25 protein-coding genes and 1 tRNA gene are annotated in these 23,525 nt (G+C 66.0%); 18 read left to right on the top strand and 8 right to left on the bottom strand.

Annotated elements, in window-relative coordinates:
• Window positions 1–26 precede the first annotated feature (26 nt).
• The 8 genes from AC1DNE_RS15030 (at window position 27) to AC1DNE_RS14995 (ending at window position 7,574) form a co-directional block, all read left to right on the top strand.
• Window positions 27–968, top strand: coding sequence for a metal ABC transporter substrate-binding protein (locus tag AC1DNE_RS15030; RefSeq protein WP_476766311.1), 942 nt, complete (start codon window positions 27–29; stop codon window positions 966–968).
• A 43-nt stretch (window positions 969–1,011) separates the two neighbouring features.
• Window positions 1,012–1,974, top strand: a complete 963-nt coding sequence (locus AC1DNE_RS15025; protein ID WP_476766310.1) for a CobW family GTP-binding protein — start codon at window positions 1,012–1,014, stop codon at window positions 1,972–1,974.
• A 182-nt stretch (window positions 1,975–2,156) separates the two neighbouring features.
• Window positions 2,157–3,155 carry a WD40 repeat domain-containing protein gene (locus AC1DNE_RS15020; protein ID WP_476766356.1) on the top strand — a complete coding sequence of 333 codons (999 nt, stop codon included), beginning with the start codon at window positions 2,157–2,159 and terminating at the stop codon, window positions 3,153–3,155.
• Window positions 3,156–3,162: 7 nt separating this feature from the next.
• Window positions 3,163–3,459 (top strand): hypothetical protein, encoded by a 297-nt coding sequence (locus tag AC1DNE_RS15015; protein WP_476766309.1) that lies wholly within the window; start codon window positions 3,163–3,165, stop codon window positions 3,457–3,459.
• A 126-nt stretch (window positions 3,460–3,585) separates the two neighbouring features.
• The gene (locus AC1DNE_RS15010; protein WP_476766308.1) at window positions 3,586–4,074 is read left to right on the top strand and encodes a hypothetical protein; all 489 of its coding nucleotides are present in this window, start codon (window positions 3,586–3,588) and stop codon (window positions 4,072–4,074) included.
• A gap of 11 nt (window positions 4,075–4,085) precedes the next feature.
• Window positions 4,086–5,900, top strand: a complete 1,815-nt coding sequence (locus tag AC1DNE_RS15005; RefSeq protein WP_476766307.1) for a glucan ABC transporter ATP-binding protein/ permease — start codon at window positions 4,086–4,088, stop codon at window positions 5,898–5,900.
• Window positions 5,901–6,029: 129 nt separating this feature from the next.
• Complete coding sequence (locus tag AC1DNE_RS15000; protein ID WP_441469310.1) at window positions 6,030–7,139, top strand: calcium:cation antiporter; 1,110 nt, start codon at window positions 6,030–6,032, stop codon at window positions 7,137–7,139.
• 99 nt (window positions 7,140–7,238) lie between these two features.
• A complete protein-coding gene (locus AC1DNE_RS14995) occupies window positions 7,239–7,574 on the top strand; it encodes a DUF1330 domain-containing protein (RefSeq protein ID WP_476766305.1) in 336 nt (111 codons plus the stop codon).
• Between the two features lie 15 nt (window positions 7,575–7,589).
• Here the strand turns inward: AC1DNE_RS14995 and aroB are convergent, their stop codons facing one another.
• Together aroB and AC1DNE_RS14985 are read right to left on the bottom strand one after the other, a co-directional pair.
• Window positions 7,590–8,729, bottom strand: coding sequence for a 3-dehydroquinate synthase (gene aroB / locus AC1DNE_RS14990; protein WP_476766304.1), 1,140 nt, complete (start codon window positions 8,727–8,729; stop codon window positions 7,590–7,592).
• Between the two features lie 5 nt (window positions 8,730–8,734).
• Window positions 8,735–9,328 carry a shikimate kinase gene (locus tag AC1DNE_RS14985; RefSeq protein WP_441469307.1) on the bottom strand — a complete coding sequence of 198 codons (594 nt, stop codon included), beginning with the start codon at window positions 9,326–9,328 and terminating at the stop codon, window positions 8,735–8,737.
• A 174-nt stretch (window positions 9,329–9,502) separates the two neighbouring features.
• Here AC1DNE_RS14985 and AC1DNE_RS14980 point away from each other — a divergent pair, with 174 nt between their 5' ends.
• Both AC1DNE_RS14980 and AC1DNE_RS14975 read left to right on the top strand, forming a co-directional pair.
• On the top strand, window positions 9,503–9,649 hold the full coding sequence (locus AC1DNE_RS14980) for a histidine kinase (protein ID WP_441469306.1): 147 nt from the start codon (window positions 9,503–9,505) through the stop codon (window positions 9,647–9,649).
• Window positions 9,646–10,575: a site-specific tyrosine recombinase XerD gene (locus AC1DNE_RS14975; RefSeq protein WP_441469305.1), complete on the top strand. Its 930-nt coding sequence runs from the start codon at window positions 9,646–9,648 to the stop codon at window positions 10,573–10,575. Before AC1DNE_RS14980 ends, AC1DNE_RS14975 begins: the two co-directional genes overlap by 4 nt.
• Before the next feature lie 117 nt (window positions 10,576–10,692).
• Here the strand turns inward: AC1DNE_RS14975 and AC1DNE_RS14970 are convergent, their stop codons facing one another.
• Entirely contained in the window at window positions 10,693–11,391 is a 699-nt protein-coding gene (locus AC1DNE_RS14970) for a carbonic anhydrase (RefSeq protein WP_441469304.1), read from the bottom strand.
• Between the two features lie 69 nt (window positions 11,392–11,460).
• Window positions 11,461–11,793 (bottom strand): DUF167 family protein, encoded by a 333-nt coding sequence (locus AC1DNE_RS14965; RefSeq protein ID WP_476766303.1) that lies wholly within the window; start codon window positions 11,791–11,793, stop codon window positions 11,461–11,463.
• Window positions 11,794–11,924: 131 nt separating this feature from the next.
• Here AC1DNE_RS14965 and AC1DNE_RS14960 point away from each other — a divergent pair, with 131 nt between their 5' ends.
• Both AC1DNE_RS14960 and AC1DNE_RS14955 read left to right on the top strand, forming a co-directional pair.
• The gene (locus AC1DNE_RS14960) at window positions 11,925–13,418 is read left to right on the top strand and encodes an amidase (protein ID WP_476766302.1); all 1,494 of its coding nucleotides are present in this window, start codon (window positions 11,925–11,927) and stop codon (window positions 13,416–13,418) included.
• 40 nt (window positions 13,419–13,458) lie between these two features.
• Window positions 13,459–15,039 carry an ABC transporter substrate-binding protein gene (locus AC1DNE_RS14955; RefSeq protein WP_476766301.1) on the top strand — a complete coding sequence of 527 codons (1,581 nt, stop codon included), beginning with the start codon at window positions 13,459–13,461 and terminating at the stop codon, window positions 15,037–15,039.
• Between the two features lie 57 nt (window positions 15,040–15,096).
• Here AC1DNE_RS14955 and AC1DNE_RS14950 read toward each other — a convergent pair whose 3' ends face one another.
• Together AC1DNE_RS14950 and AC1DNE_RS14945 are read right to left on the bottom strand one after the other, a co-directional pair.
• Window positions 15,097–16,692, bottom strand: coding sequence for a gamma-glutamyltransferase (locus AC1DNE_RS14950; RefSeq protein WP_476766300.1), 1,596 nt, complete (start codon window positions 16,690–16,692; stop codon window positions 15,097–15,099).
• A gap of 109 nt (window positions 16,693–16,801) precedes the next feature.
• Window positions 16,802–17,092, bottom strand: a complete 291-nt coding sequence (locus AC1DNE_RS14945) for a YggT family protein (protein ID WP_441469299.1) — start codon at window positions 17,090–17,092, stop codon at window positions 16,802–16,804.
• A gap of 118 nt (window positions 17,093–17,210) precedes the next feature.
• Here AC1DNE_RS14945 and AC1DNE_RS14940 point away from each other — a divergent pair.
• The 6 genes from AC1DNE_RS14940 (at window position 17,211) to AC1DNE_RS14915 (ending at window position 21,415) form a co-directional block, all read left to right on the top strand.
• Window positions 17,211–17,286 (top strand) — tRNA-Ala (locus AC1DNE_RS14940).
• 430 nt (window positions 17,287–17,716) lie between these two features.
• The gene (locus AC1DNE_RS14935; RefSeq protein ID WP_476766299.1) at window positions 17,717–18,208 is read left to right on the top strand and encodes a hypothetical protein; all 492 of its coding nucleotides are present in this window, start codon (window positions 17,717–17,719) and stop codon (window positions 18,206–18,208) included.
• A 504-nt stretch (window positions 18,209–18,712) separates the two neighbouring features.
• Window positions 18,713–19,666, top strand: a complete 954-nt coding sequence (locus AC1DNE_RS14930) for a metallophosphoesterase family protein (RefSeq protein ID WP_441469286.1) — start codon at window positions 18,713–18,715, stop codon at window positions 19,664–19,666.
• A 29-nt stretch (window positions 19,667–19,695) separates the two neighbouring features.
• Entirely contained in the window at window positions 19,696–20,040 is a 345-nt protein-coding gene (locus tag AC1DNE_RS14925) for a cupredoxin domain-containing protein (RefSeq protein WP_441469285.1), read from the top strand.
• Window positions 20,041–20,087: 47 nt separating this feature from the next.
• Complete coding sequence (locus AC1DNE_RS14920; RefSeq protein WP_441469284.1) at window positions 20,088–20,618, top strand: sigma-70 family RNA polymerase sigma factor; 531 nt, start codon at window positions 20,088–20,090, stop codon at window positions 20,616–20,618.
• A gap of 107 nt (window positions 20,619–20,725) precedes the next feature.
• A complete protein-coding gene (locus tag AC1DNE_RS14915; protein ID WP_476766298.1) occupies window positions 20,726–21,415 on the top strand; it encodes an anti-sigma factor family protein in 690 nt (229 codons plus the stop codon).
• Window positions 21,416–21,538: 123 nt separating this feature from the next.
• Here AC1DNE_RS14915 and mctP read toward each other — a convergent pair whose 3' ends face one another.
• On the bottom strand, window positions 21,539–23,086 hold the full coding sequence (gene mctP / locus AC1DNE_RS14910; RefSeq protein ID WP_476766297.1) for a monocarboxylate uptake permease MctP: 1,548 nt from the start codon (window positions 23,084–23,086) through the stop codon (window positions 21,539–21,541).
• A 51-nt stretch (window positions 23,087–23,137) separates the two neighbouring features.
• Window positions 23,138–23,344: a DUF3311 domain-containing protein gene (locus tag AC1DNE_RS14905; RefSeq protein ID WP_441469281.1), complete on the bottom strand. Its 207-nt coding sequence runs from the start codon at window positions 23,342–23,344 to the stop codon at window positions 23,138–23,140.
• Between the last annotated feature and the right edge of the window lie 181 nt (window positions 23,345–23,525).

The following is a 23,525-nucleotide window of genomic DNA, read 5'->3' as shown; positions in this document are numbered from 1 at the left end:
TATCGTTTCATTTCGTGGAATTGCCAATGCCCAACCGTCGCGCCCTCGTCGCCGGCCTCGCTTTCGGGCTCGCCGCAGCCGCCGCGCCGCTCTGTGCTTTCGCGCAGGAGAAGCTGCCGGTGGTCGCGAGCTTCTCGGTCCTCGGCGATTTCGTCCGGCAGGTCGGCGGCGACCGCGTCAACATGACGACTCTGGTTGGGCCGGACGGCGACGCCCACGTCTATTCGCCGACCCCGGCCGATGCGAAGGCGATGTCGGCTGCGAAGCTCGTCGTCGTCAACGGGCTGCATTTCGAGGGCTGGCTGCCGCGTCTCGTGAAATCCTCCGGCACCAAGGCGACGCTGGCCGAGGCGACGAAGGGGATCACGCCGCTCGAGGCCGATGACGACCATGACGATCGCGGCAAGGGTGGTCATGCGCATGCCCACGGCCATGACGACCCCCATGCCTGGCAGAGCATCGCCAATGCGAAGACCTATGTCGCCAACATCCGCGATGCACTGAGCATGGCCGACCCCGCCGGCAAGGCTACCTACGACGCCAACGCCACGACCTATCTTGCGGCGCTGGACGGGCTCGAAGGCGAGGTGAAGGCTTCGGTCGCGCGCATCCCGGCCGAGCGGCGCAAGGCGATCACCACGCATGATGCCTTCGGCTATTTCGTGAAGGCCTATGGTATCGAATTCGTCGCGCCGCAGGGCGTTTCGACCGAGGCCGAAGCTTCCGCCAGGGACGTCGCCCGCATCATCCGGCAGGTGAAGGCGCAGAAGATTCCGGCGGTCTTCCTCGAAAACGTCACCAATCCGCGCCTCGTCGAGCAGATCGCCCGTGAAAGCGGGGCCAAGGTCGGCGGCCGGCTCTATTCGGATGCGCTCTCGGCCGAGAGCGGCCCGGCGGGGACTTACATCCAGATGATGAAGCACAATATAAGCGAAATCGAAAAGGCGCTGACCGCCGGCCCGGCCTGACCGGGCGGTGTCGTCCTTGCGTCGCAGTCATTCAGGTCAAGCCATGTCCGAGAAAATCCCCGTCACGGTGCTCACCGGCTATCTGGGCGCCGGCAAGACCACGCTCCTCAACCGCATCCTGACCGAGGACCACGGCAAGAAATTCGCCGTCATCGTCAACGAGTTCGGCGAGGCCGGCATCGATGGCGACCTCATCGTCGGCGCCGACGAGGAAATCTTCGAGATGAACAACGGCTGCATCTGCTGCACCGTGCGCGGCGACCTGATCCGCATTCTCGACGGGCTGATGAAGCGCAAGGGCAAGTTCGACGCGATCATCGTCGAGACCACCGGCCTCGCCGATCCTGCCCCGGTCGCGCAGACCTTCTTCGTCGACCAGGATGTCGGCGACGCGACCCGCCTCGATGCCGTCATCACCGTCACCGACGCGAAGTGGCTCAAGGACCGGCTGAAGGACGCGCCCGAAGCGAAGAACCAGATCGCCTTCGCCGATGTCATCGTTCTCAACAAGACCGATCTCGTGACCGCGGAAGAGCTGGCCGATGTCGAGGCCGCGATCCGCGCGATCAACCCCTATGCCAAGTTGCACAAGGCCGAGCGCGCCAATGTCGATATCGCCGCCTTGCTCGACCGCAACGCCTTCGACCTCGACCGCATCCTCGACATCGAGCCGGATTTCCTCGAGGCCGGGCATCATCATCACCATGCCGAGGATGTGCGCTCGATCTCGCTGACCGTGCCCGGCGATGTCGATCCCGAGAAGTTCATGCCGTGGATCAACGACCTCACTCAGATCCAGGGTCCGAACATCCTGCGATCCAAGGGCATCCTCGCCTTCAAGAACGAGCCGCGCCGCTTCGTCTTCCAGGGCGTGCACATGATCCTGGATGGCGACCTGCAGCGCGACTGGAAGGATGGCGAGACCCGCGAGAGCCGGCTCGTCTTCATCGGGCGCGATCTCAACGAGAACGAATTGCGCAGGGGGTTTGAAGCCTGCGCGGCGTGAGGGCCCCTACCTCCAACGCGGTCATCCCGGACAAGCCGCGTGAGCGGCGCCGATCCGGGATCCATGCCGGAGCCTTCATCGGAGGCGTTCCGGAATGGATCCCGGGTCTCCCTTCGGTCGCCCGGGACGACGTCGCGGTTTTCATCGAACGCGAGCTGCGTTAGACCCCGGCCATGACGACGATGACTCCACCCGTCTCGCTGCGCGAGCATGTTACCCCGATCGCCGCGGAGACGCATGTCGTCGCCGCTCGCTGGCTGAAGCAGGGGCTCGCGCTCGCGCTCGCCGACGGGCGCGTGCTGCGCTGGCGCGACGGCGCGACCGATATGGTCGAGGCCCATGCCGGCGGCATCCTGTCGGCGACGGGCGATGCCGATCGGCTCATCACCGGCGGCGATGACGGGCGCGTCGTCGCAACCCGGATCGAAGGCGAGCCGGAAGAGCTGGCAAAGGACCCCAAGCGGCGCTGGATCGACGCGATCACGCTGTCGGCCTCGGGCAACCTCGCCTGGAACAACGGCAAGACCGTGCAGGCCCGCGACGAGAAGGGCCGCGTCCGCACGCTGGAAGCCGCGAGCACGCCGCAGGGCCTCGTCTTCGCGCCGAAGGGCTACCGCCTCGCCATTGCGCAGATGAACGGTGTTTCGCTCTGGTATCCCAACACCGAGGCGACGCCGGAATTCCTGGAATGGAAGGGCTCGCACCTCGACGTCGTCTGGTCGCAGGACGGGCGCTTCATCGTCAGCTCGATGCAGGAGAATGCGCTGCATGGCTGGAAGCTCGGCGACAAGCCCGGCCATATGCGGATGACCGGCTATCCGGCGAAGCCGCGCTCGCTGTCCTGGTCGCATGACGGGCTCTGGCTCGCCTCAAGCGGGGCGGATGGGGCGATCGTCTGGCCGTTCCAGGGCGATGGCCCACAGGGCAAGGCGCCGCGCGAATGCGGCGTGCGCCGTGCCCGCGTCACCCGCGTTGCCTTCCACCCGGGCGCGCTGGTGCTGGCGATCGGCTACGATGATGGCTGCATCCTGCTGGTGCGGCTGACCGACGGCTCCGAACTGCTGGTGCGGCCGGCCGAACGCGACAGCGGCATCAGCGCCTTCGCCTGGGACAAGGGTGGCAAGCGGCTCGCCTTCGGTGCCGAGGACGGTGCCGCCGGCGTGCTGGTCCTGCCGAGCTGAGAACCGCATGCGCTTCGGGCTTTTCGGCAAAGCTGAGGTCCGCAAGGGCGGTGACGCGAAAGCCGAAGCGAAGGCTGCGGCCGACCAGTTGAAGGTGCTGGTGAGGGAGCTGCTCGGCCTTCCCGAGACGGCGGCGATCGCCGCCAACGAGATTCTCTGCGCCGATCCGGCCTGCCCGGGCACCGAGACGGTGATCCTGGTGATGAAGCCCGGCGAGAAGACCCGCGCCTACAAGTTGCAGATGGCGATGAGCGAGGTGACTGCCGAAGCGCTGGTGGAGGTTCTCCGTCCTGCTCAGGCTTGATCTAAGCCTCTCGGAAATCTGTGCCTTGTTGTCGTGAGATGCTCGGGGCAAGCCCGGGCGTCTGCTTTCACGCTCACGGCTTGAGGCCGTTCGGCAACGCCGGCGCCTCGGCCCGCGGATGAATTCTTGGTCGTGCCCGTCGGCGATGTAGCGCAGTCGCTGGGTGAGGAAGGGATCGGAGACCTCGACGCTTTCGAGCGCGACAGGCCCGCTCTTGCGCGCGATCTCTGCGACGCGGGTGATCTCGTCGATCAGCTCGTGCGGGTGGCTTGCGCTCATCGTGAACGCGAAGCGCATACCGATCGGCAGGCCGTGCAGGATGACGGAAAACGGAAAGCGGATCATCGTCGCGGCGGTCGCGCCGCCGAAGATCACGATCACTGCCTGGACGTCGCAATAGGCCTTGAAGTTGCCGCCATCGAGCATGATCAGGCCGACGCGCACACCGATGCCGGCGAAAAGCCGATGCCCGTAGCAGGATCCATGACAGCACCTCGGCGCAGCGATCACCCGGACAAGCGCTGCCGCAATGCCGAGACCTGGATTAACGACAATGATCAGCTCTTGAAGGAAGCGTTGAGGTTGACCGCTTGCCCGCTGCGCCCATTCGGCTAAAGCTCTGGGCGATGTCGCTTCTTTCGCTCTATGCCCGTGTCCTCGGTGAACTCGGCCCGGAAAGGCGGCTGGGTCTCATCCTGGCCTTGGCCAATGTCCTGCTGGCCGCGGTCGCCTTCGCAGAGCCGATGCTCTTCGGCACGCTGATCGACCGGCTGACCACGATCCAGATGTCCGGCGGCAAGCTGACCTGGGACAGCATCGACTATCTGATCCTCGCCTGGGTCGGCTTCGGCCTCACCAATATCGGGCTCGGCGTCTTCGTCGCGCTCCATGCCGACAAGCTCGCCCATCGCCGCCGGCTCGCGGTGATGGCGCAATATTTCGAGCATGCGCTGACGTTGCCGCTCGCCTATCACACGCAGACCCATTCCGGCCGCGTGCTCAAGGTGATGCTCGACGGCGCCAGCGCGATGTGGGCGCTCTGGCTCTCCTTCTTCCGCGAGCATTGCGCCTCGATCGTCGCGCTGTTCGTGCTGCTGCCCTTCACCATCTGGAAGAACTGGCAGCTCGGCCTGCTGCTGATCGCCCTCGTCATCCTGTTCGGCTCGCTGACGGCCTTCGTGCTGCGGCGGACCGACCAGCTCCAGCGCAGTGTCGAATCGTATCATTCCAGCCTGGCCGAACGCGCTTCGGACGCGCTCGGCAACGTGCCGGTGATCCAGAGTTTCACCCGCATCGAGGCCGAGGTGCGCGGCCTGCGCTCGACCATCACGAACCTCCTCAACGCACAACTGCCGGTGCTGTCCTGGTGGGCGGTTGCCAATGTCGCGACGCGGGCCTCGGCGACGCTGACGGTGCTGGCGATCTTCATCGTCGGCACCTGGCTCCTGATGCACGGCCAGACCACTGTCGGCGAGATCGTCACCTTCATGGGTTTCGCGACGATGCTGGTTGGGCGTCTCGAGCAGATCGTCGCCTTCGTGAACTTCATCTTCATGCAGGCGCCGAAGATGCGCGAGTTCTTCGAAGTCCTCGACACGTTGCCGACCGTGCGCGACCTGCCGAACGCTCCGGACCCCGGCCGGCTCAGCGGCGCCGTCGCCTTCGAGGACGTCTCCTTCTCCTATGACGGCAAGCGCGCCGCGGTGCGCGACGTCTCCTTCTCGGTCAGGCCCGGCGAGACCATCGCGGTCGTCGGCTCGACCGGCTCGGGCAAATCGACCACACTGGGGCTGCTGCACCGTGCCTTCGATCCGCAGTCGGGGCGGATCACGGTCGATGGCCTGGACATCCGCGACATCTCGCTGTTGTCGCTCCGGCGCAATATCGGCGTCGTCTTCCAGGAGCCGATGCTGTTCGCGCGCTCGATCCGCGAGAACCTGCTGGTCGGCAAGCCGGAGGCGAGCGATGCCGAGCTGATGCAGGCGCTCGACCGCGCCCAGGCGACCGAGGTGATGGCGCGCCAGGCTGACGGCCTCGACACCCTCGTCGGCGAGCGCGGCCGCACGCTCTCCGGCGGCGAGCGCCAGCGAATCTCGATCGCGCGCGCGCTGCTCAAGAACCCGCCGATCCTGATCCTCGACGAGGCGACCTCTGCTCTCGACGCGGCGACCGAGGTGAAGCTGCAGAAGGCGCTGGAAGAGGTGATGAAGGGGCGCACCACCTTCGTCATCGCGCATCGCCTCGCGACCATCCGCAATGCCGACCGCATCCTCGTATTCGAGCAGGGGCAGGTCGAGGAGATGGGCACCTTCGACGAGCTCGTCGCCAAGGGCGGGCGCTTCGCGGCGCTGGCGCGGGCCCAATATCTCGTCACCGACAATCCGGTGCCGCTCGCCGAAAGCGATGCCAGTCCGCTGGCGCAAAAAATCAGCGCCGGCTGATACGCCGCCGGCTCTCGGAAGGCCGTCGCGAAGGTCGCATGCGACATCAGCCGTTGCGCCGATGTCGCCTTTCCCGCTTATTAGGTCGCGCCCTTCCCGCAACAGAACTTCCGTGTGACGACGACGATGATGATCCTTCGCCTTGCCTGTGCCTGGCTTTCGGTTGCCGCTTTTCTGCTGTTCGGCGACACCCTGCTTGGCCAGCTTGGCGCGCCGTTGCCGTCGCTGCTGCTGTTCTTCTGGCTGCTCGGCATCATCGTCTGGGCGTCCTTCGGCGTCGTGCACGAGGCCGAGGAACTGGCCGAAAGGCTGGGCGAACCCTATGGCACGCTGATCCTGACCCTCTCGATCGTCATCATCGAGGTGGCGCTGGTGGGCGCCGTCATGCTGGGCGCCAAGGGCGCGCCGACGCTTGGACGCGACACGATGTTCGCGGTGCTGATGATCGTGCTCAACGGCGTGGTCGGCGTCGGGCTGCTCATCGGCGGCCTGAGGCATTTTCAGCAGCGCTATAACCTGAAGGGCGCCTCTTCCTATCTCGCTGTGATCATCCCGCTGACGGTGATCCCGCTCTTCCTGCCGAACTTCACCACCTCGACGCCCGACGGGACGCTGACATCGTTCCAGGCGATCGCCTTCTCGATCTTCACGGTCGCCCTCTACGGCGCCTTCCTCGCGCTCCAGACGGGCCGACACAGCATGTTCTTCCGGGAGCCCGAGGAGGACGGCAAGCCGGCGTCTGCCGCGGCCGTCGCCGAGGGCGGGCCGACTTCCCTGTCTTCCGCGGGTGAATTGCTGCCGCGCGTCGGCCTGCTCCTCGCCAACATCCTGCCGATCGTCATCCTCTCGAAGAGCCTGGCGAAGGTGCTCGATTTCGGCATTGCCCAGCTCGGCGCCCCGACGGCACTCGGCGGCATCCTGATCGCCATGGTGGTGTTCACGCCGGAATGCATCGCGGCACTGAGGGCGATCACCGCCAATCAGCTCCAGCGCGCGGTCAATCTGTGCCTGGGCGCGGCGGCCTCGACGCTCGGCATGACGGTACCGGCGGTGTTGCTGATCGGCGTCTTCACCGGTCAGCCGGTTGTGCTCGGCCTGTCCGCGACGAACATGGTGATCGCCGCCATGACGCTGCTGCTCTCGACGCTGACCTTCACGGGCACGCGCACCACGATGCTGGAAGGGGCGGTGCATCTCGCCGTGTTCTTCGTCTTCCTGGTGCTGGTGTTCAGCCCCTGACCAGCACGCGATAACCCGAGAGGTAATCGACCCGCGCCGCCCGGCGCGACATGGTCTCCCGCGACGGCTGCCATCGGTGGCCTTTCAATGGAGATGATCATGGCCGCCTACGCCATCGCCCATCTGCAGGATGTCCGGCTCGGGCCGGAGATCATCGACTACATCCGGCGCATCGACGCGACGCTTGTTCCCTATGAGGGTCGGTTCCTGATCCATGGCGCGACGCCGGAGATCATCGAGGGGCCGTGGCCGGGCGATCTCGTGATCATCGCCTTTCCCAATCTGGAGCGGGCGCGCGCCTGGTACGACTCGCCGGGTTATCGCGATATCCTGCCGCTGCGGACGGAGAACTCGCTCAGCGTCGCGATGATCGTGAACGGCGTGGAGTCCGGCTACCGCGCGACCGATTTCCTTGCGAAGGCCGGCCTCGCCTGAGTCGTTGCGCCAGCCTTACGCCGCCAGTTCGGCCTCGATGAAGCCGCGCACCTCGTCGGCAGCGACGCCCGGCGCGATGAAGCTCTTGCCGATGCCGCGAGTGAGAATGAAGGTCAGCACGCCGCGCTTGACCTTCTTGTCCTGCGTCATGGCGCTGACGATCTCATCGGCGGTGCCGGCGCCGCCGGGCACCTGCTGCAAACGGCTTGGCAGGCCGACATGGTCGAGATGGCGCGCGACACGCCCGGCATCCTGTCCCGCGCAGAGGCCGAGGCGTTGCGAGAAGCGGAAGGCGAGCGCGAGCCCGATAGCGACGGCCTCGCCATGGACGAGGCGGCTGGAATCGTAGTTGGTCAGCCGCTCCAGCGCATGGGCGAAGGTGTGGCCTAGATTGAGCAGGGCGCGATCACCTTCCTCGCGCTCGTCGCGGGCGACGATCGTCGCCTTGGCGCGGCAGGAGACGGCGACGGCATGGTCGCGCTCCGGTCCGCCGGCGATGACGCGGCTCCAATTGGCTTCGCACCAGTCGAAGAAATCAGGATCGTCGATCAGCCCATATTTTACCACCTCGGCATAGCCGGCCTTGAACTCACGCTCGCTCAGCGTGTCGAGCAGAGCGGTGTCGGCGATCACGAGCGCAGGCTGATGGAAGGCGCCGATCAGGTTCTTGCCATGCGGCGAGTTGATGCCGGTCTTGCCGCCCACCGAGGAATCGACCTGGGCGAGCAGCGTGGTCGGTACCTGCACGAAACGCACGCCGCGCCGCAGCACCGCCGCCGCGAAGCCGGTGAGATCGCCGACGACGCCGCCGCCGAAGGCGATGACGAGGTCGTTGCGCTCGATCTTCGCCGCCAGCAGCGCGTCGCAGAGCGCGATGAACTGGGCATAGGATTTCGAACCCTCGCCCGGCGGAATGGTGATGCGGGTCGCCGTGATCCCTTCCTGGTGGAGGCAGGTCTCGAAGGCGGCGCCATGCAGGGCGGCCACGCTGGTATCGGTCACGAGGGCGGCCTTGGCGCCGGGCGCGAAGGCCGCGATCAGCGCCGCCGCCTCGCAGAGCTGGTGGCGGCCGATATGGATGTCGTAGGCGCGGCCTTCGAGCGCGACGGGGACGACGATCCGCGCGCCGGCCTTCTCGGTCAGGGTGGCGTTCATGACGTTTATTCTCCGGCCGTCAGGCGCAGATAGCCGCCCAATGCGGCAATGGTATCGCCGACCACGACTTCGTGAGGCTCGTCGCTCGACAGAATGGTCAGATCGGCGAGGGCATAGACGGGCTCGCGTTCGGCCAGCATCCGGCGCAGTGTCGCCTCCGGATCGGCAGTCTGAAGCAGGGGGCGGTTCGAGCGTTTGCGGACGCGGCGCATCAGCACGTCCGGCTCGGCCTTGAGCCAGATCGAGATGCCGAACTGCTTGATCCGCTCACGCGTGTCGGCATTCATGAAGGCACCGCCGCCGGTCGCCAGCACGACAGGCGACTGCGTCTCCAGGATGCGGCTGATCACGCGTCGCTCGCCCTGGCGGAATTCGGCCTCGCCACGCTGCTCGAAGATCTCGGGGATCGTCATGCGGGCCGCTGTCTCGATCTCGACATCGGCGTCGATGAAAGGCATGCCGAGCCGCGAGGCCAGCCGGCGCCCGACTGAGCTCTTGCCGGAGCCCATCATGCCGACGAGCACGATGGTGCGCCCGCCGAGGGCGGTGCGGAGATCGGCCATGTCCGGGGCGGCGATGGTGGCAGCGGCGGTCATCAATGTATTTTCCCTGGGAGGGCTGTAGCACGCAGCTGCCGGCCGCGTCATGCCTTCGTCATGGCTTTTTGGCCGCGCTTTGCACGCAGCTGTGGCGTGCCAGCCCTTGCGCGATGTGGACGGCATCGCGGATAGTGACTCGGCCCAAGATCGCGCGATTGCGAAAGTCCGCCCGACGTGCCGACGTTATTCCGTTTTCTCGCCTTCGTCGCGATCATCGCCGGTCTGGTCTTCGGTGGAATGGTGGCGCTCGTCACCTTCGTGCAACCGGTGCAGCGCGAGATGGTCGAGATCGTGCCGCCTTCGAAACTCCAGCCGAAATGAGCCGGTTGTCGCGCCAGCGGCTGAATACCTTCCTCGACATGCTCGCCGCCGAGCGCGGCGCGGCGCGCAATACGCTCGACGCCTATGAGCGCGATGTCGAGGATTATCTCGAATTCCTTGGCGGCAAGGCGCCGGGAGACGCGACCGCCGCGGACATTCGCGGCTGGCTGGCGGACCTTTCGGAGCGCGGGCTCAAGGCCTCGTCCGCCGCGCGCAGGCTGTCCGCCGTCCGGCAGTTCCACCGCTTCCTCTACACCGAGGGGCTCGCCGGGACCGACCCTACCGCCGCGATCTCGGGGCCGCGCCAGGGGCGACCGCTCCCGAAGGTGGTCTCTGTCGGCGATGTCGACCGGTTGCTTGACGTTGCGCGGGCGGCTTGTTCGCAGGAGGGCGCGACGAGGGCAGCCCGGCTGAAGGCGCTGCGGATGCGCTGCCTCGTCGAGATGCTCTACGCCACGGGCCTGCGCGTCTCCGAGCTGATCGCGCTGCCACGCTCGGCCGCGACGACGCGCGAACGCTTCCTGATCGTGCGCGGCAAGGGCGACAAGGAACGGCTGGTGCCGCTGAACGAGGCGGCACGCCAGGCCGCGCGCGACTGGCTGGCGGCTTTGACGGAGGCCGGGCAGGCCGAAGGGCGCTGGCTGTTCCCATCCGATGGCGAGAGCGGGCACCTGACACGCCAGGTCTTCGCGCGCGATCTCAAGACGCTTGGCGGAGCGGCGGGGCTTTCAGCCGCCGCGCTCAGCCCCCACGTGCTGCGCCACGCCTTCGCCAGTCATCTGCTGCAGAACGGCGCCGATCTCAGGGTGGTGCAGGAACTGCTGGGGCATGCCGATATCGCGACGACGCAGATCTACACCCATGTCCTCGATGAGCGGCTGAAGAGCATGGTGCGCGATCTCCACCCGCTGGCGGATGGGGAGTGAGGCGCAGCCGATGCCGAAGCACCCTCGGGCCGAGCGAAGCGCAGCCCCGAGAATCTCAGGGTCAGAGCAGCTGGTTTCCGAGATGCTCGGGTCAAGCCCGAGCATGAAGTACAGCGCTCACGCCTCGGAGCAGCGGATCTGCTGGACGCGCTTGGGCATCTCGCCGACGGCCGGGATGAATTGGCCGGTGACGGGGTCGAGGATCATCAGCACGCCGGAGGCAACGGCGAAATAGGCGCCATGCAGATGCAGCCGGCCTTTGCTCTCCAGAATCTGGACGCAGGGGAAGGTGCGGAGATTGGCGAGCGATTGCTGGATCGAGGCCAGCTCCAGCCGGTGCAGATAGTCGTCGAAGCTCTCGTTGCGGCCGCGCCCGCCGGTGCGTTCGGCCGCCGGGCCGATCAGGGTGATCCATTTGCCGATGAAATCGCCCGGCGAGAGCGCTTCCTGGCTGTCGTCGGCGAAGGCGCGGATGCCGCCGCAGCGGCCGTGGCCGAGCACGACGATATGCTGGACCTTGAGGGCCTGCACCGCATATTCGAGCGCCGCCGAGGTGCCGTGGAGCTGGTCGTCCGGCGCGAAGGGCGGGATCAGATTCGCGATATTGCGGGCAACGAACATCTCGCCCGGCCGCGCATCGAAGATGACTTCCGGCGAAACGCGCGAGTCGCAGCAGCCGATCAGCATGATCTTCGGCGTCTGCCCGTGCTCGCCGAGCTCTTCATATCGGCTCTGCTCCCGGACGAAACGATCGTCGAGGAAGGCACGGTAGCCTTCCGTCAGGCGCTGCGGGAACGGCTCAGCAGGCTTGTCCATGGCCCTTCTGGAACAGGAAACAGCGGCTTTCGTCAAGTCGATGTTGCGATGCGGGATCGCGGAGACCGTCTAGGCGATCCCGCCGAGGCACAGGGCGAGCGTCGCCGACAAGGCGGCCGCTTCGCCTCGAAGGAGCACGGTTTTCAGTCGTGCGGTGGCTCCGCCCACGATGGCAAGCTGCGAGCGGGTCAGCCGCAGCTCGCTCGCCAGCAAGCGGATGAGCGCGGCATTCGCCTCGCCATCCGTCGGGGCAGCGCGGACACGGGCCTTCAGGACGATGCGGCCGTCCGCGAGCGTCTCGACGCCGTCGAGCGCATCGCGCCCGCCGCGCGGCGTCAGGCGGACATCTAGCGCGATCCCCTCCTTCGTTTCCCGCCAGGGCCGGGCGGCCGGGTCGCTCATGAGCCCTCTCTCCCGGAAGGGGCGGCCATGCGCCGCCGCCGCATGGACATATGGCCGTCGTCGCCTAGTCTGAGGCGCCGGCTCGTGCGGCATAGCGCTAGCGAGGGGCCGTGCGCAACGGAGACCGAGCCTTGTCTGAACCCTGCGATCTCAGCGCCGTCGCTGCGCGCGCCCTCATCGGCGCCAAGAAGTTGTCCGCCCGCGAACTCCTCGAAAGCTGCATCCACCGTATCGATGCGGTCGACCCCGCCGTGAATGCGATGGTGGCGCGCGACGACGAGGCGGCGCGCAAGGCGGCAGCTGCAGCGGACGAGGCGACGGCGCGCGGCCACAGCCTCGGTGCGCTGCACGGCCTGCCGGTCGGCATCAAGGACCTGGAGAACGTCGCGGGGCTGCGTACCACCTATGGCAGCGCGCTCTATCGCGATTTCGTGCCGAAAGAGGATCAGCTGATCGTCGCCTCGGTGCGCAAGGCGGGTGCGATCATAGCGGGCAAGACCAACAGCCCCGAATGGGGCGCGGGCGCCAATACGCGCAACGCGGTCTACGGCGCGACCGGAAATCCCTTCGACCCCTCGAAGAGCGCAGCCGGCTCCTCCGGCGGCTCGGGCGTGGCGCTGGCGACCGGCATGGTCCCGATCGCGACCGGCTCGGATACGGGCGGCTCGCTGCGCAATCCGGCGGCCTTCAACGGCATCGTCGGTTTCCGGCCGACGCCCGGCCTCGTTCCGAGCGACAAGCGCGCACTGGGCTGGAGCCCGCTTTCGGTGCTGGGACCGATGGCGCGCAACGTGCCTGATCTGTGCCTGCTGCTCTCGACCATGGTGTCGGACAGCGCCTGCGATCCTCTTGCCACGACGATCCACGGCAAGGCCGTGCGCCGGCCGGAGGATTTCGCCCGGCCGGCGACGATCGACCTGGCGTCGCTCAAGGTCGCGGTGACGCCGGATTTCGGCTTCGCGCCGACTGAGCGTCACATTAGCCAGGTTTTTGCGGAGAAGACGGGCGCCTTCAGCCATCTCTTCCATGCCGCGGAGGAAGCGACGCCGGATTGTGCGGGAACGGACGAGGTCTTCGAGGTCCTGCGCGCCGTCGGCTTCCTCGCGAGCCATCTCGACAAGGTGCGCGACACGCCCGAGATGGTCGGGCCGAATGTCCGCGCCAATGTCGAGGAAGGGTTGGGCTATTCCGCCCTCGACGTGACCAAGGCGATGAAGCACCAGACGGTGCTCTATGATCGCTGGCAGCAGTTCTTCGAGCGCTACGACGTCATCCTGTCGCCGGCGGTGACGCTGAGCCCGCGGTCCTGGACCGAGCTGTTCCCGGCCGAGATCGACGGCAAGGCGACACGGACCTATTTCCACTGGCTGGCGCTCGCCTATGCCGTCACCGTCGTCGGCCATCCGGCGATCTCGCTGCCGGTCGGGCTCGACCGCAACGGCATGCCCTTCGGGCTGCAGATCGTCGGCCCGCGCGGCGGCGACGCCAAGGTGCTGGCGGTGGCCGCCGCCTTGGAGGCCGCACTCGCGGGCGATCCGCTGACGGCGCGCCCGGTTCCGGATCTGGCCAAGCTCGCCAAGGCGCGGCCGATCAGCGAGAGCCCGAATTTCATGGGGTTTGCCTAAGCAATACGCACCGACTGCCAACCATAAGAGGGGAGAACATATGAAGCGTCGCGATTTTCTCACTGGGACGGCGGCTCTCGCCATTGCCGGCCCGAGCCTGACCCGTTCCGCAGCCGCGCAGAGCGCCTCGGTTCTGAAGTTCGTTCCACAGGCCAACCTGACGGCGCTCGATCCGATCTGGACGACGGCGACCGTGACCAACAATCACGGCTATTTCGTCTTCGACACGCTCTATGGCGGCGATCTGGACCTGAAGCCGCAGCCGCAGATGGCCGAGGGGCACGAAGTCTCGGCCGACGGCAAGACCTGGCGCATCAAGCTGCGCGAGGGGCTGTCTTTCCATGACGGCGCGCCGGTGAAACCGGCCGATTGCATCCAGAGCATGAAGCGCTGGTGCCAGCGCGACCCCTACGGGCAGCTGCTGACCAAGGTTGTCGAGGCCTGGAGCGCTCCGGATGAGCGCACCATCGAGATCAAGCTCACCCGGCCCTTTCCGATGATGCTCGACCTGCTCTCCAAGGCCGACAATCCGCCCTTCATCATGCCGGAGCGGCTGGCGCAGACCGATGCGACCAAGCAGGTGACGGAGATGATCGGCTCCGGCCCCTACAAGTTCGTTGCCGGCGAGTTCGTCACCGGCAGCCGCGCGGTCTACGAGAAGTTCGACGGCTACAAGCCGCGCAGCGAGCCGCCGAGCCGAAATGCAGGCGGCAAGGTCGCGAACTTCAAGCGGATCGAGTGGCACATCCTGCCCGACCCGGCGACGGCGGCGGCGGCGCTGACCACCGGCGAGGTCGACTGGTGGGAACGTCCGCTTGCCGACCTTCAGCCGATGCTGGCCCAGAGCCCCGACATCAAGCGCGAGGTCATCGACAAGGCCGGCCGCGGCGCCATCATCCGGCTCAACCACCTGCAGCCGCCCTTCAACAATCCGAAGGTGCGCGCCGCCGTCCGCATGGCGGTGAAGCAGGAGGACTACATGCGCGCCGCCCAAGGCGACGACACCTCGATGTGGCAGGTCTGCCGCAATCTCTGGTGGCGCGGCACGCCCTACTATACCGGCGAGCAGGAAGACCTGATGCCGGGCAGCATCGAGAAGGCCAAAGCCGCCCTCAAGGAGTCCGGCTACAAGGGCGAGAAGGTTGTCATCATCAACCCGACCGACTTCCCCGATATCGGTCCGCTCGGCGAAGTGACTTACGAACTGCTCAAGCAGCTCGGCATGAATGTCGAGATGGCGGCGAGCGACTGGGGCACGGTGATCCAGCGCCGCAACAGCCGCGAGCCGGTCGAGAAGGGCGGCTGGAGCATCTTCCACACGACCGGATCGGCTGTCGGCTGGGGCAATCCGGCACTGTCCAACCTCGTGCGCGGGCAGGGCGAGAAGGGCTGGTTCGGCTGGTGGACGAGCGACAAGGCCGAGGGCCTGGCCGAGCAATGGCTCTACGCCCCCGACGAGGCGGCCCAGAAAAAGGTTGCCGCGGAACTCGGCCGGCTGGCGCTCGAGGAATGCGCGACCATCCCGCTCGGCCAGTTCGTGATCCGCACCGCTTACCGCAAGAACCTGACCGGCATGCTGCCGGGCTCGGCGCCCTATCCCTGGGGGCTGAAGCGGGTCTGAGGACCGTCTCCGGAGGTTTGCGGCGGGGCGGGCATGTGCCGCCCCGCCTTCGCTGTGTCAGCGCTGAGCTGCGACGGCGGCCGACCAGGGCGAGGCGGCGTCGCTCGAGCCTTCGGCGCCGTCGCGATCGACCCGGATGAAGTTGGGACAGGCGAAGTTGATCGGCATGACGGCGTGTTCGGCCAGCGTCGTCGGGCCGGCCTGTTCCAGAGCGGCCAGCGTCCCGGCCGGCAGCCGCAGATCTGCGCTGGCGGAATCCGGACCGGAGACGTCGATGCGCGGCTGATGCGCGGTTTCCTCGGTCCCCATGCCGAAATCGAGCTGCCAGGCCAGGGTCTGGTAGACGCTGGCGAGGATGCGCCGCCCGCCGGAGGAGCCGGCCGCAAGGCGCGGCCAGCCGCCATCCTTTGGCGTCACCACGACCGGGCACATGTTGCAGAGCGGCCGGGCCCCGGGCGCGATCGCGTTGGCGCTGCCGGGGCGTGGGTCGAACCACATCATGCCGTTGTTCATCAGCACGCCGGTCGAGGGCAGCACGACGCGGCTGCCCATCGAGGAGAGCAGGGTGGTGGTGACGGTGACGAGATTGCCCTCGCCATCGACCACGGTGAGATGGGTGGTGCAGGTATCGCCGGGCTCCTTCGCAGCCGTCGCGGCACCGAGGCCGTCTAGGCGCTCGCGATAGGCCTGCCGCATCACGCGTGACAGCTGCGCGAACCAGGCGGCTGAAGGACCCTCGCCGTCAATCGGCGCATCTGCCATGCCGGCAATGACGCGCTCCAGCGTCGGGGCGGCGGTGAGGCCGCCAGCGGTATGGACGAGGTGGCTGTCGCGCCAGTCGATCGTCGGCGCGGCGCGCAGCTGCGCCGCGCAGCCCGCCAGATCCTGCTCGTCCACGACGCCGCCGACGGCGGCGATGTCGGCTGCGAGACGACGGGCGACGTCACCGCGATAGAAGTCGTCGAGGCCGGCCACGGCGAGCCGCTCCAGCGTCTCTGGCAGCTTGCCCAATGTCATGAAGCCGGGCGCGCCCTGATAGGGCGGCACCGGCGGCAGCCCGCCGGGCAGATAGATCCGCGCGCTCTCTTCGTAGAGCCTGAGCACCGAAGCCGAGGAGGCGACCTTCAGTGTCGTGTACCAATCGGCCGGCAGGCCGCGCTTCGCGAGCGCGACAGCGGGGGCGAGGATCTCGGCGAGCGGCAAAGCGGAGCCGAAGGCCTCCTTCAACTTCGCATAGCCGGCGACGGAGGAGGGGATGCAGAAGGAGAGCGGGCCGTGGATGTTGCGGTCGCCGACGACCTCGGGCCAGGTGAAGAGGTCCTTCTTCATCTCGCCGGTGAGAGGGTAATCGGCGGGATCGGCGCGCCGCGGGGCGATTGGCCCGAAATCGACGACCTGTGCCCGGCTCTCGCCGGCCTTCAGCACTACGGCGAAGCCGATACCGCCCAGGCCACTGTTCCAGGGCTCGACCGCGGCCAGCGCGAAACAGGCCGCAACCGCGGCGTCGGCGGCGTTGCCTCCCTGTTCGAGGATCGCTGTTCCGGCTTCGGCGGCCTCGCGGCTCTGGGAGACGACGATGCCGTGCCTTCCGCGCGCGGAAGGCTTGGTCAGAACCCAGTTCTGGCTGCGATAGGGGCGGGCGGCTGCGGCCATGCTGGCGACCTCGGGCGATTGCAGAGGCCGCCATACTGCATACCGCTCATGGCGGCGTCGAATGCGTCGTCGCAGCCTGAGAGCCGCGTCGCTTGCAGGACGGGCGCGGTCAGAACACGTTGGGGTAGATGTAGCGGACGATCACGCTCTGGATGAAGTAGATGATCAATACCAGGATGATCGGCGAGATATCGATGCCGCCGAGATTGGGCAGGCGTTCGCGGATCGGGCGCAGAGCCGGTTCAGTGATGCGGTAGAGCGTGTCCCAGACGGTGGAGACGAACTGGTTGCGGGTGTTGATGACGTTGAAGGCGATCAGCCAGCTCAGCACAGCCGAAGCGATCAGAAGCCACACATAGATCTGCAGAGCGAGCAGAACCACGTCGAGAACGGCACGCATCGATCTTCCTTTTAAGCCTGACCGGAGAGGGTTCGCGGAATATCCCCTGTTCGCGCCAAAACAGATGGCGGAAGTGATTGACATCCACGCGGCGCACAGCCTAGAAGGCCAGCGCCTTGGGGCTGTAGCTCAGATGGGAGAGCGCTGCAATCGCACTGCAGAGGTCAGGGGTTCGAATCCCCTCAGCTCCACCAAGGTTTTCCGTTAAGTGGGCGATAGTGTTGGCATCGCTTCTGTGCGGTCGCCATTAACGCAGCATTTTACCCAAGATCGTACGCGGTTGAGGTCGGGCTGAAACAAGCCGAAACTCCGCAAGCGCGCGCGGCCGAGGCCCTCGGCTGCAATCGATGGCTGATGCAGGCGGCAATTCCGCTGGGGCCTCTGTGCCGCGTCGATCCTCGATCCGGGTGCAGCGGGAGCGAGACGATTCACGCCATGGCGTCATCGTTGCCCTGGCCTGCATGCATTTGGGCTTCGTCGGGATGCCGCTTTCGCTATTCCGTTGATGCCCGGCCGGACATTAAATTTCTTCGCGGCTTCCCATTGCGTAAAGTCGTTCATTCTCGGTATTCGAGTTGCGCGCTGCAGGCCATCTTCTTGACTTGGCGCAAGAGATCGTTCCCGATGTTCTTCACTCGTATTGCCGCGGGCGCCTTGGCGCTTGGCCTCCTTGCATTTCCAGCCTTCGCCAAGAATTTCGCGGTTCCGGCCAAAAATCCTACGATCACAATCGCTCTGCCGGATGATTGGTCGACTGAAGAGATCGAATTCGGCTTTCAGGCTCGGCCCGATGACGAAGCAATCTTCTTGTCCATTGAATCAGCAAACGCACGTCAAATCGACAAGATGCTGTCCGACACCCAGAAATGGATGCGCGACAACAAGATAAAAGCTGTCGAGCCGATCAAAGCCGACATGAAGATCAATGGCATCGACTCAACCGTGTTCCAGTTCCGGACAGCCGACGAAAACGGCCCGACGACTGTCGACCTGATCCTGATGCCGGCCACCAACAATCGGGTGATGATGCTTACGGTGTGGGGCAATGACAAGGAACGCGAGACACACGGCAAAGCGCTCGATGCCATTTTTGGCAGCATCAAGTCGATCAACTAGTCCGTATCGGACCGCTTGAAGCGTCGACGGCTGCTTTCGCCGCCAGTAGGGTCCCGGCTGTGCAGGAAGCCCGAAAGCCGGAGTAGTCGTAGCTGGGCGATCGAAGCCCTCACCGGACACCAAGGCTCAGCCAGGCAGAGATTCCGCTGGAGCCTTGGTGATGCGCGTCGTGCGCATAGGCGTGCTCAGCCCGGTCGCGATGGCGCGAGCGCGCGTCGCTGCCTCGCCGGTGTGACCGGGCAAACAATACGCAACAACAATCCAGCCCGTCGTTCGCTCGCATTCAGCGCTGGAAGAATGCTCTGAGCCCACCGGAACAGCCAGGCGAGCGCCACCTGTATGGACGTCGCGCCCATTGGCAGGAATGCACGGACGCGCGGTACAATCCCCCGACCTCATGCCATCACGCCCCTGTGAACGTCCGGCGCGGCGGGGACGGGAATAAACCCGCTTCTCTCCCGGTCTTCTCAGCATCTGCCATCGGCGGCATTGCAGGAGACCGACATGACTCATCATCGCGACAGCAATGGCGAACCTATCGACCGCCGGCATGCGCTCGAGTGCATGATCTGGGCGGGCACCGGCATTCTCTGGACGGTTTCGAGCGGTGTGCCCGTATCGCTCGGCCTACTTGGCGAGGCCAGCGCGGCTGAAGGGGCATCCACCGGCTTCACGTTTCTGCAAATCTCGGACAGCCATATCGGCTTCGACAAGGCCGCCAATCCATATGCCATCGACACATTGAAGGAGGCGATCGGCAAGGTTCGGGCGCTGCCCGAAAAGCCGTCCTTCATGATCCACACCGGGGACATCACCCATCTGTCGACGGCTTCGCAGTTCGACACCGCCGCGCAGGTCATCGGCGGCGCCGGGTTCGACGTGCACTATGTGCCCGGCGAGCATGATGTCATCGATGAGAACAACGGGCGCGCCTACCTCGACCGCTACGGCGCCGGCACACGGGGGGCCGGCTGGTATTCCTTCGACCAGAATGGCGTGCACTTCGTCGGCCTGGTCAATGTCGTGAATCTCAAGGCCGGAGGCCTCGGCAATCTGGGGGCAGAGCAACTCGCCTGGCTGGCCGACGATCTGAAGGCTGTCAGTGCCTCCACGCCCGTCGTCGTCTTCGCCCATATTCCGCTTTGGGCGGTCTACCCGGAATGGGGCTGGGGCACCGACGATGCGTCGCAGGCGCTTGCTCTGCTCAGGCGTTTCGGCTCGGTCACCGTGCTCAACGGCCATATCCATCAGATCATGCAGAAGGTGGAGGGCAACGTCACCTTCCACACGGCCCTCTCGACCGCCTTCCCGCAGCCGGCGCCCGGCACCGCGCCATCGCCCGGGCCGATGACCGTGCCTCCCGGCCAGCTGCGCAATCTCCTCGGCATCACCAATGTCGCAGTGAAGCGGGGCAAGGAGGAACTCGCGATCATCGACAGCACGCTCGCGGGAAGCTGACCCCCGTGGCGCAAACAAGGACGCCTCCCATGATCCGCACAGGCCTCAATGCTCGACGGCTTGCCTCCGCGCTCGTCGGTCTCGGCCTCATCGTCTTGACGCAGAACCCGCTTCGGGGCGCCGATGCCGCCCACGTCAAGATCGAGAACTTCACCTTTGCCCCCAAGACCCTCACGGTGAAGGTCGGGACGGCCGTGACCTTCGAGAACGATGACGACATTCCCCATCTCGTCGTTGCAAACGATGCTTCGTTTCGGTCCAAGGCGCTCGACACGGGCGATGCCTACGCCTTCACCTTCACGAAAACCGGCGATTTTCCCTATTTTTGCGCGCTTCATCCGCATATGCAGGGTACCATCACCGTCACCCCGTGAGAGTGGCCGGGCGAGCCGTTCCCGGAGAACCGGACGATGCCGCGGTGTTGAGCGACAAAGCCTCGGCGGAACGCTTTGGCGAGGTGGTCCTGCCCCATCTCTCCGATGCCTTGGCGCTCGCCCGCTGGCTGACCGGCAATGCCGATGACGCCGAGGACGTGGTGCAGGAGGCCTGCCTGAAGGCGCATAAGGGGCTGGCAGGCTATGCGGGCGGCAATGCGCGAGCCTGGCTGCTGACGATCGTGCGCAATGTGTCCTACGCCTGGCTCGCGCGAAACCACCCACGTCGCATTGTTGCCGTTGGCGACCTTGCCGATCTCGACGCCCTTGGGGCCTGCGCCGAAACAGGCGTCGATACGCCGGAGGCGGCCTTGATTGCCAAGGCGGACGCGGCGGCGCTGGAAGCGGCGATCGCCATGCTGCCGCACTGTTTCCGCGAGGTTCTGGTGCTGCGGGATATTAACGGCCTCAGCTACCGGGAGATCGCGGCGATGCTCGATGTGCCGCTGGGCACGGTGATGTCGCGCCTGTCGCGGGCGCGCGGGCTGCTGATCTCGGAACTTGGGGGCAACCGATGAAGGAAGCGATGGGATTGCCGCTGGACCCTGCGGATCTTCGGTTGCTGCTTCACGCTCTGGTTGATGGCGAACTCGATGCGGCCACGAGCTTGGCGCTGGAGCGGCGTATGGCAAACGATCTGGCGCTGGCGGCCGAGCACGCCCGTATCGCCGCGGCGCAGGCCGCCATTCGCAGATTGCCTCGGCCCGACATCAGCGAGGCATTCCAGGCTCGCATCGCGGCGCTTGGCGTTCGTCGCGGAGAAGCGGGACAGCCGGAAATTCCCCGCTTCGGCTCGTTCGGCTGGCGCGCCATGGCGGCGTCGGTCCTCATCACCGCGGTTCTGGCGAGTGGGGCGACCCAATGGGCGATGACACGTGGTGCGCCCGACAGCTTTGCGGCGGCGATCGCCAGCAGCCATCGCCGCAGCCTGCTTGCCGCAAGCCCGGTGGATGTCGCCTCGTCGGACCGGCACACGGTCAAGCCCTGGCTCGACGCCCGGATTGGCCTGTCTCCCGCCGCGCCGGACCTGGCGAAGGACGGCTTTTCGCTCCTGGGCGGCCGTGTCGAAGTGATCGGGGACAAGCCGGTGCCGGCTCTCGTCTACAAGCACCGTGAGCATCTGATCACCCTGGTGGCCGCGCCGCAGGACAGCGGAAGCGCAGCGATGCCAGTCGCGGCGGAGCGTTCCACCGGCGGCTTTTCGCTGCTCCGCTGGACCGACGGCGCTTTCTCCTATTGGGCCATCTCGGATACCGATCGCGCCACGCTCGAAGACTTCGTCAGCCGCTTCCGGGCCGCGGCTGCAGCGGGCTGATGCGCGCGTCTTCGTGCCTGGAAGGCCGGCGGGGCGACTCCCTTGCAAGTTCCGGTGCGGAGCCCACACGGCCTGCGGTTGCGCATGCCGTGCTCGTGAAGTTCGGGTCGGGCCGCGAGAACGTCAGGCGTAGTAGTCGGCGGCAATCGTCTCGTCGGCAGGGACTGAATGTGCCCTCAACGCCCGGAAGACCAAGGTCAACACGACGGCGATGGCGAGGTTGAGCACGAGCGTGTAGACGGCGGTATAGCCTGGGAAGACATGGCCGCCGAAGCTGAGTGGATAGGTGGGCGTGAGATTGGACGCGATGGCCATCAGCGTCCCCGCGACGATCCCGGCGAGCCAGCCGATCAGCAGTGCCCAGGAGTCGAACCAGCGCGTATAGACGCCGAGCATCACCGCCGGCAGCGTCTGGATGATCCAGATGCCGCCGAGCAGCTGCAACTGGATGGCGTATTGCGTCGGCACGAACAGGATGAAGATGAGCGCGCCGAGCTTGACGATCAGCGAGACCCATTTCGCCATCTGCGCTTCCTGCCGGTCGGTGGGGTTCTGGTTGATGAATTCCCGGTGGATGTTGCGGGTGTAGAGGTTGGCGGCGGCGATCGACATGATCGCCGCCGGAACCAGTGCCCCGATGCCGACGGCGGCGAAGGCGACGCCGACGAACCAGGACGGGAAGCTGTGCAGGAACAGCGCGGGCACCGCGAAATTATTGCCGAACTCGGCAAACCCCGCCGCATATTCCGGCATGGCGCGGACGCCGGCGGCGATCGCGAAGAAGCCGAACAGCGCCAAAAGACCCAGCAGGAAGGAGTAGGCAGGCAGCATGGCCGCGTTGCGCCGGACGGCCTGGCCACTGCTGGCGCTGAGGATGCCGGTCATGGAATGCGGGTAGAGGAACAGCGCGAGAGCCGATCCGAGGGCGAGCGTCGCGTAAGTGCTGTAGGCACCTGTCGTGCCCGGAGCCGGCGTCTCGAGCAGGATCTTCGCGTCCGGTACGGCGGAAAAGATCTTGGCAAAGCCGCCGAGCTGGATCGGGATGGCGATGATCGCGGTGAAGGCGGTGACATAGATCAGGATGTCCTTGACGATCGCGATCGAGGCCGGCGCGCGCAGGCCGCTCGAATAGGTGAAGGCCGCCAGGATGAGGAAGGCGATGATCAGCGGCAGGTCCGCGGCAAGGCCGCTGCCGGAAATGCCGAGCGCGCCGATCACCACCTGGATGCCGACGAGCTGCAGCGCGATATAGGGCATGGTCGCGACGATGCCGGTTATGGTCACGGCGAGTGCCAGCCAGCGGTTGCCGAAGCGGCCACGGACGAAGTCGCCGGCGGTGATGTAGCCGTGCCTATGGCAGACGTGCCAGAGCCTGGGAAAAACGAGGAACAGGATCGGATAGATGACGATCGTGTAGGGTACGGCGAAGAATGCCACCGCGCCGGCACCGAAGGCGAGGGCCGGCACGGCGATGAAGGTATAGGCGGTATAAAGGTCGCCGCCGATCAGGAACCAGGTGACCCAGGTGCCGAATCTGCGGCCGCCAAGGCCCCATTCGTGCAAGAGATCGAGATCTCCCTTGCGCCAGTTGGCGGCGGCGAAGCCAAGCCATGTAATGAAGCCGAACAATGCCACGAACACGATGGTGGCGGTCCAGTTCACGTTCTGCATGACACGCTCCCCGAACTCGTCGTCCTCAGGCGCAAGGTCTGGTGAGGCGAGCTAATCCTTTGCCGCAAAGTAGACGATGGCGGTGAGGGCGGCCCCGATCAGCACCCAGAGCATCTGGTACCAATAGAAGAACGGTATGCCTGCCCAGGCGGGCTCAGCCCGGTTGTAGAAGGGCGGCCAGAGGACCGCGACGAACTGGATGACGAAGAGCAGGTACCACCAGCTCCATCTGCCCCGTCTTTCTCCGGTGCCGTTCATTCCGAGCCCTCCCGACATCGCGCCTTTGGGTCAGAACGAAAATTATGCTCCTCTTGGGCGGGGCCTGGCAATGGCTTTCCGAATACGCACCACGGTGAAGGCCGATACTTGTGTGTTTCGGAATTGGCCAGTGTCCGGGCAACGAGTGTTTTGCGATCACGGTTGCGTCATTTGACGAACC

The sequence above is a fragment of the Allobosea sp. 05L423 genome, from assembly GCF_056397745.1.
The sequence above is the reverse complement of the archived record's forward strand: the minus strand, read 5'-3'. Positions and strand labels throughout refer to the sequence as shown.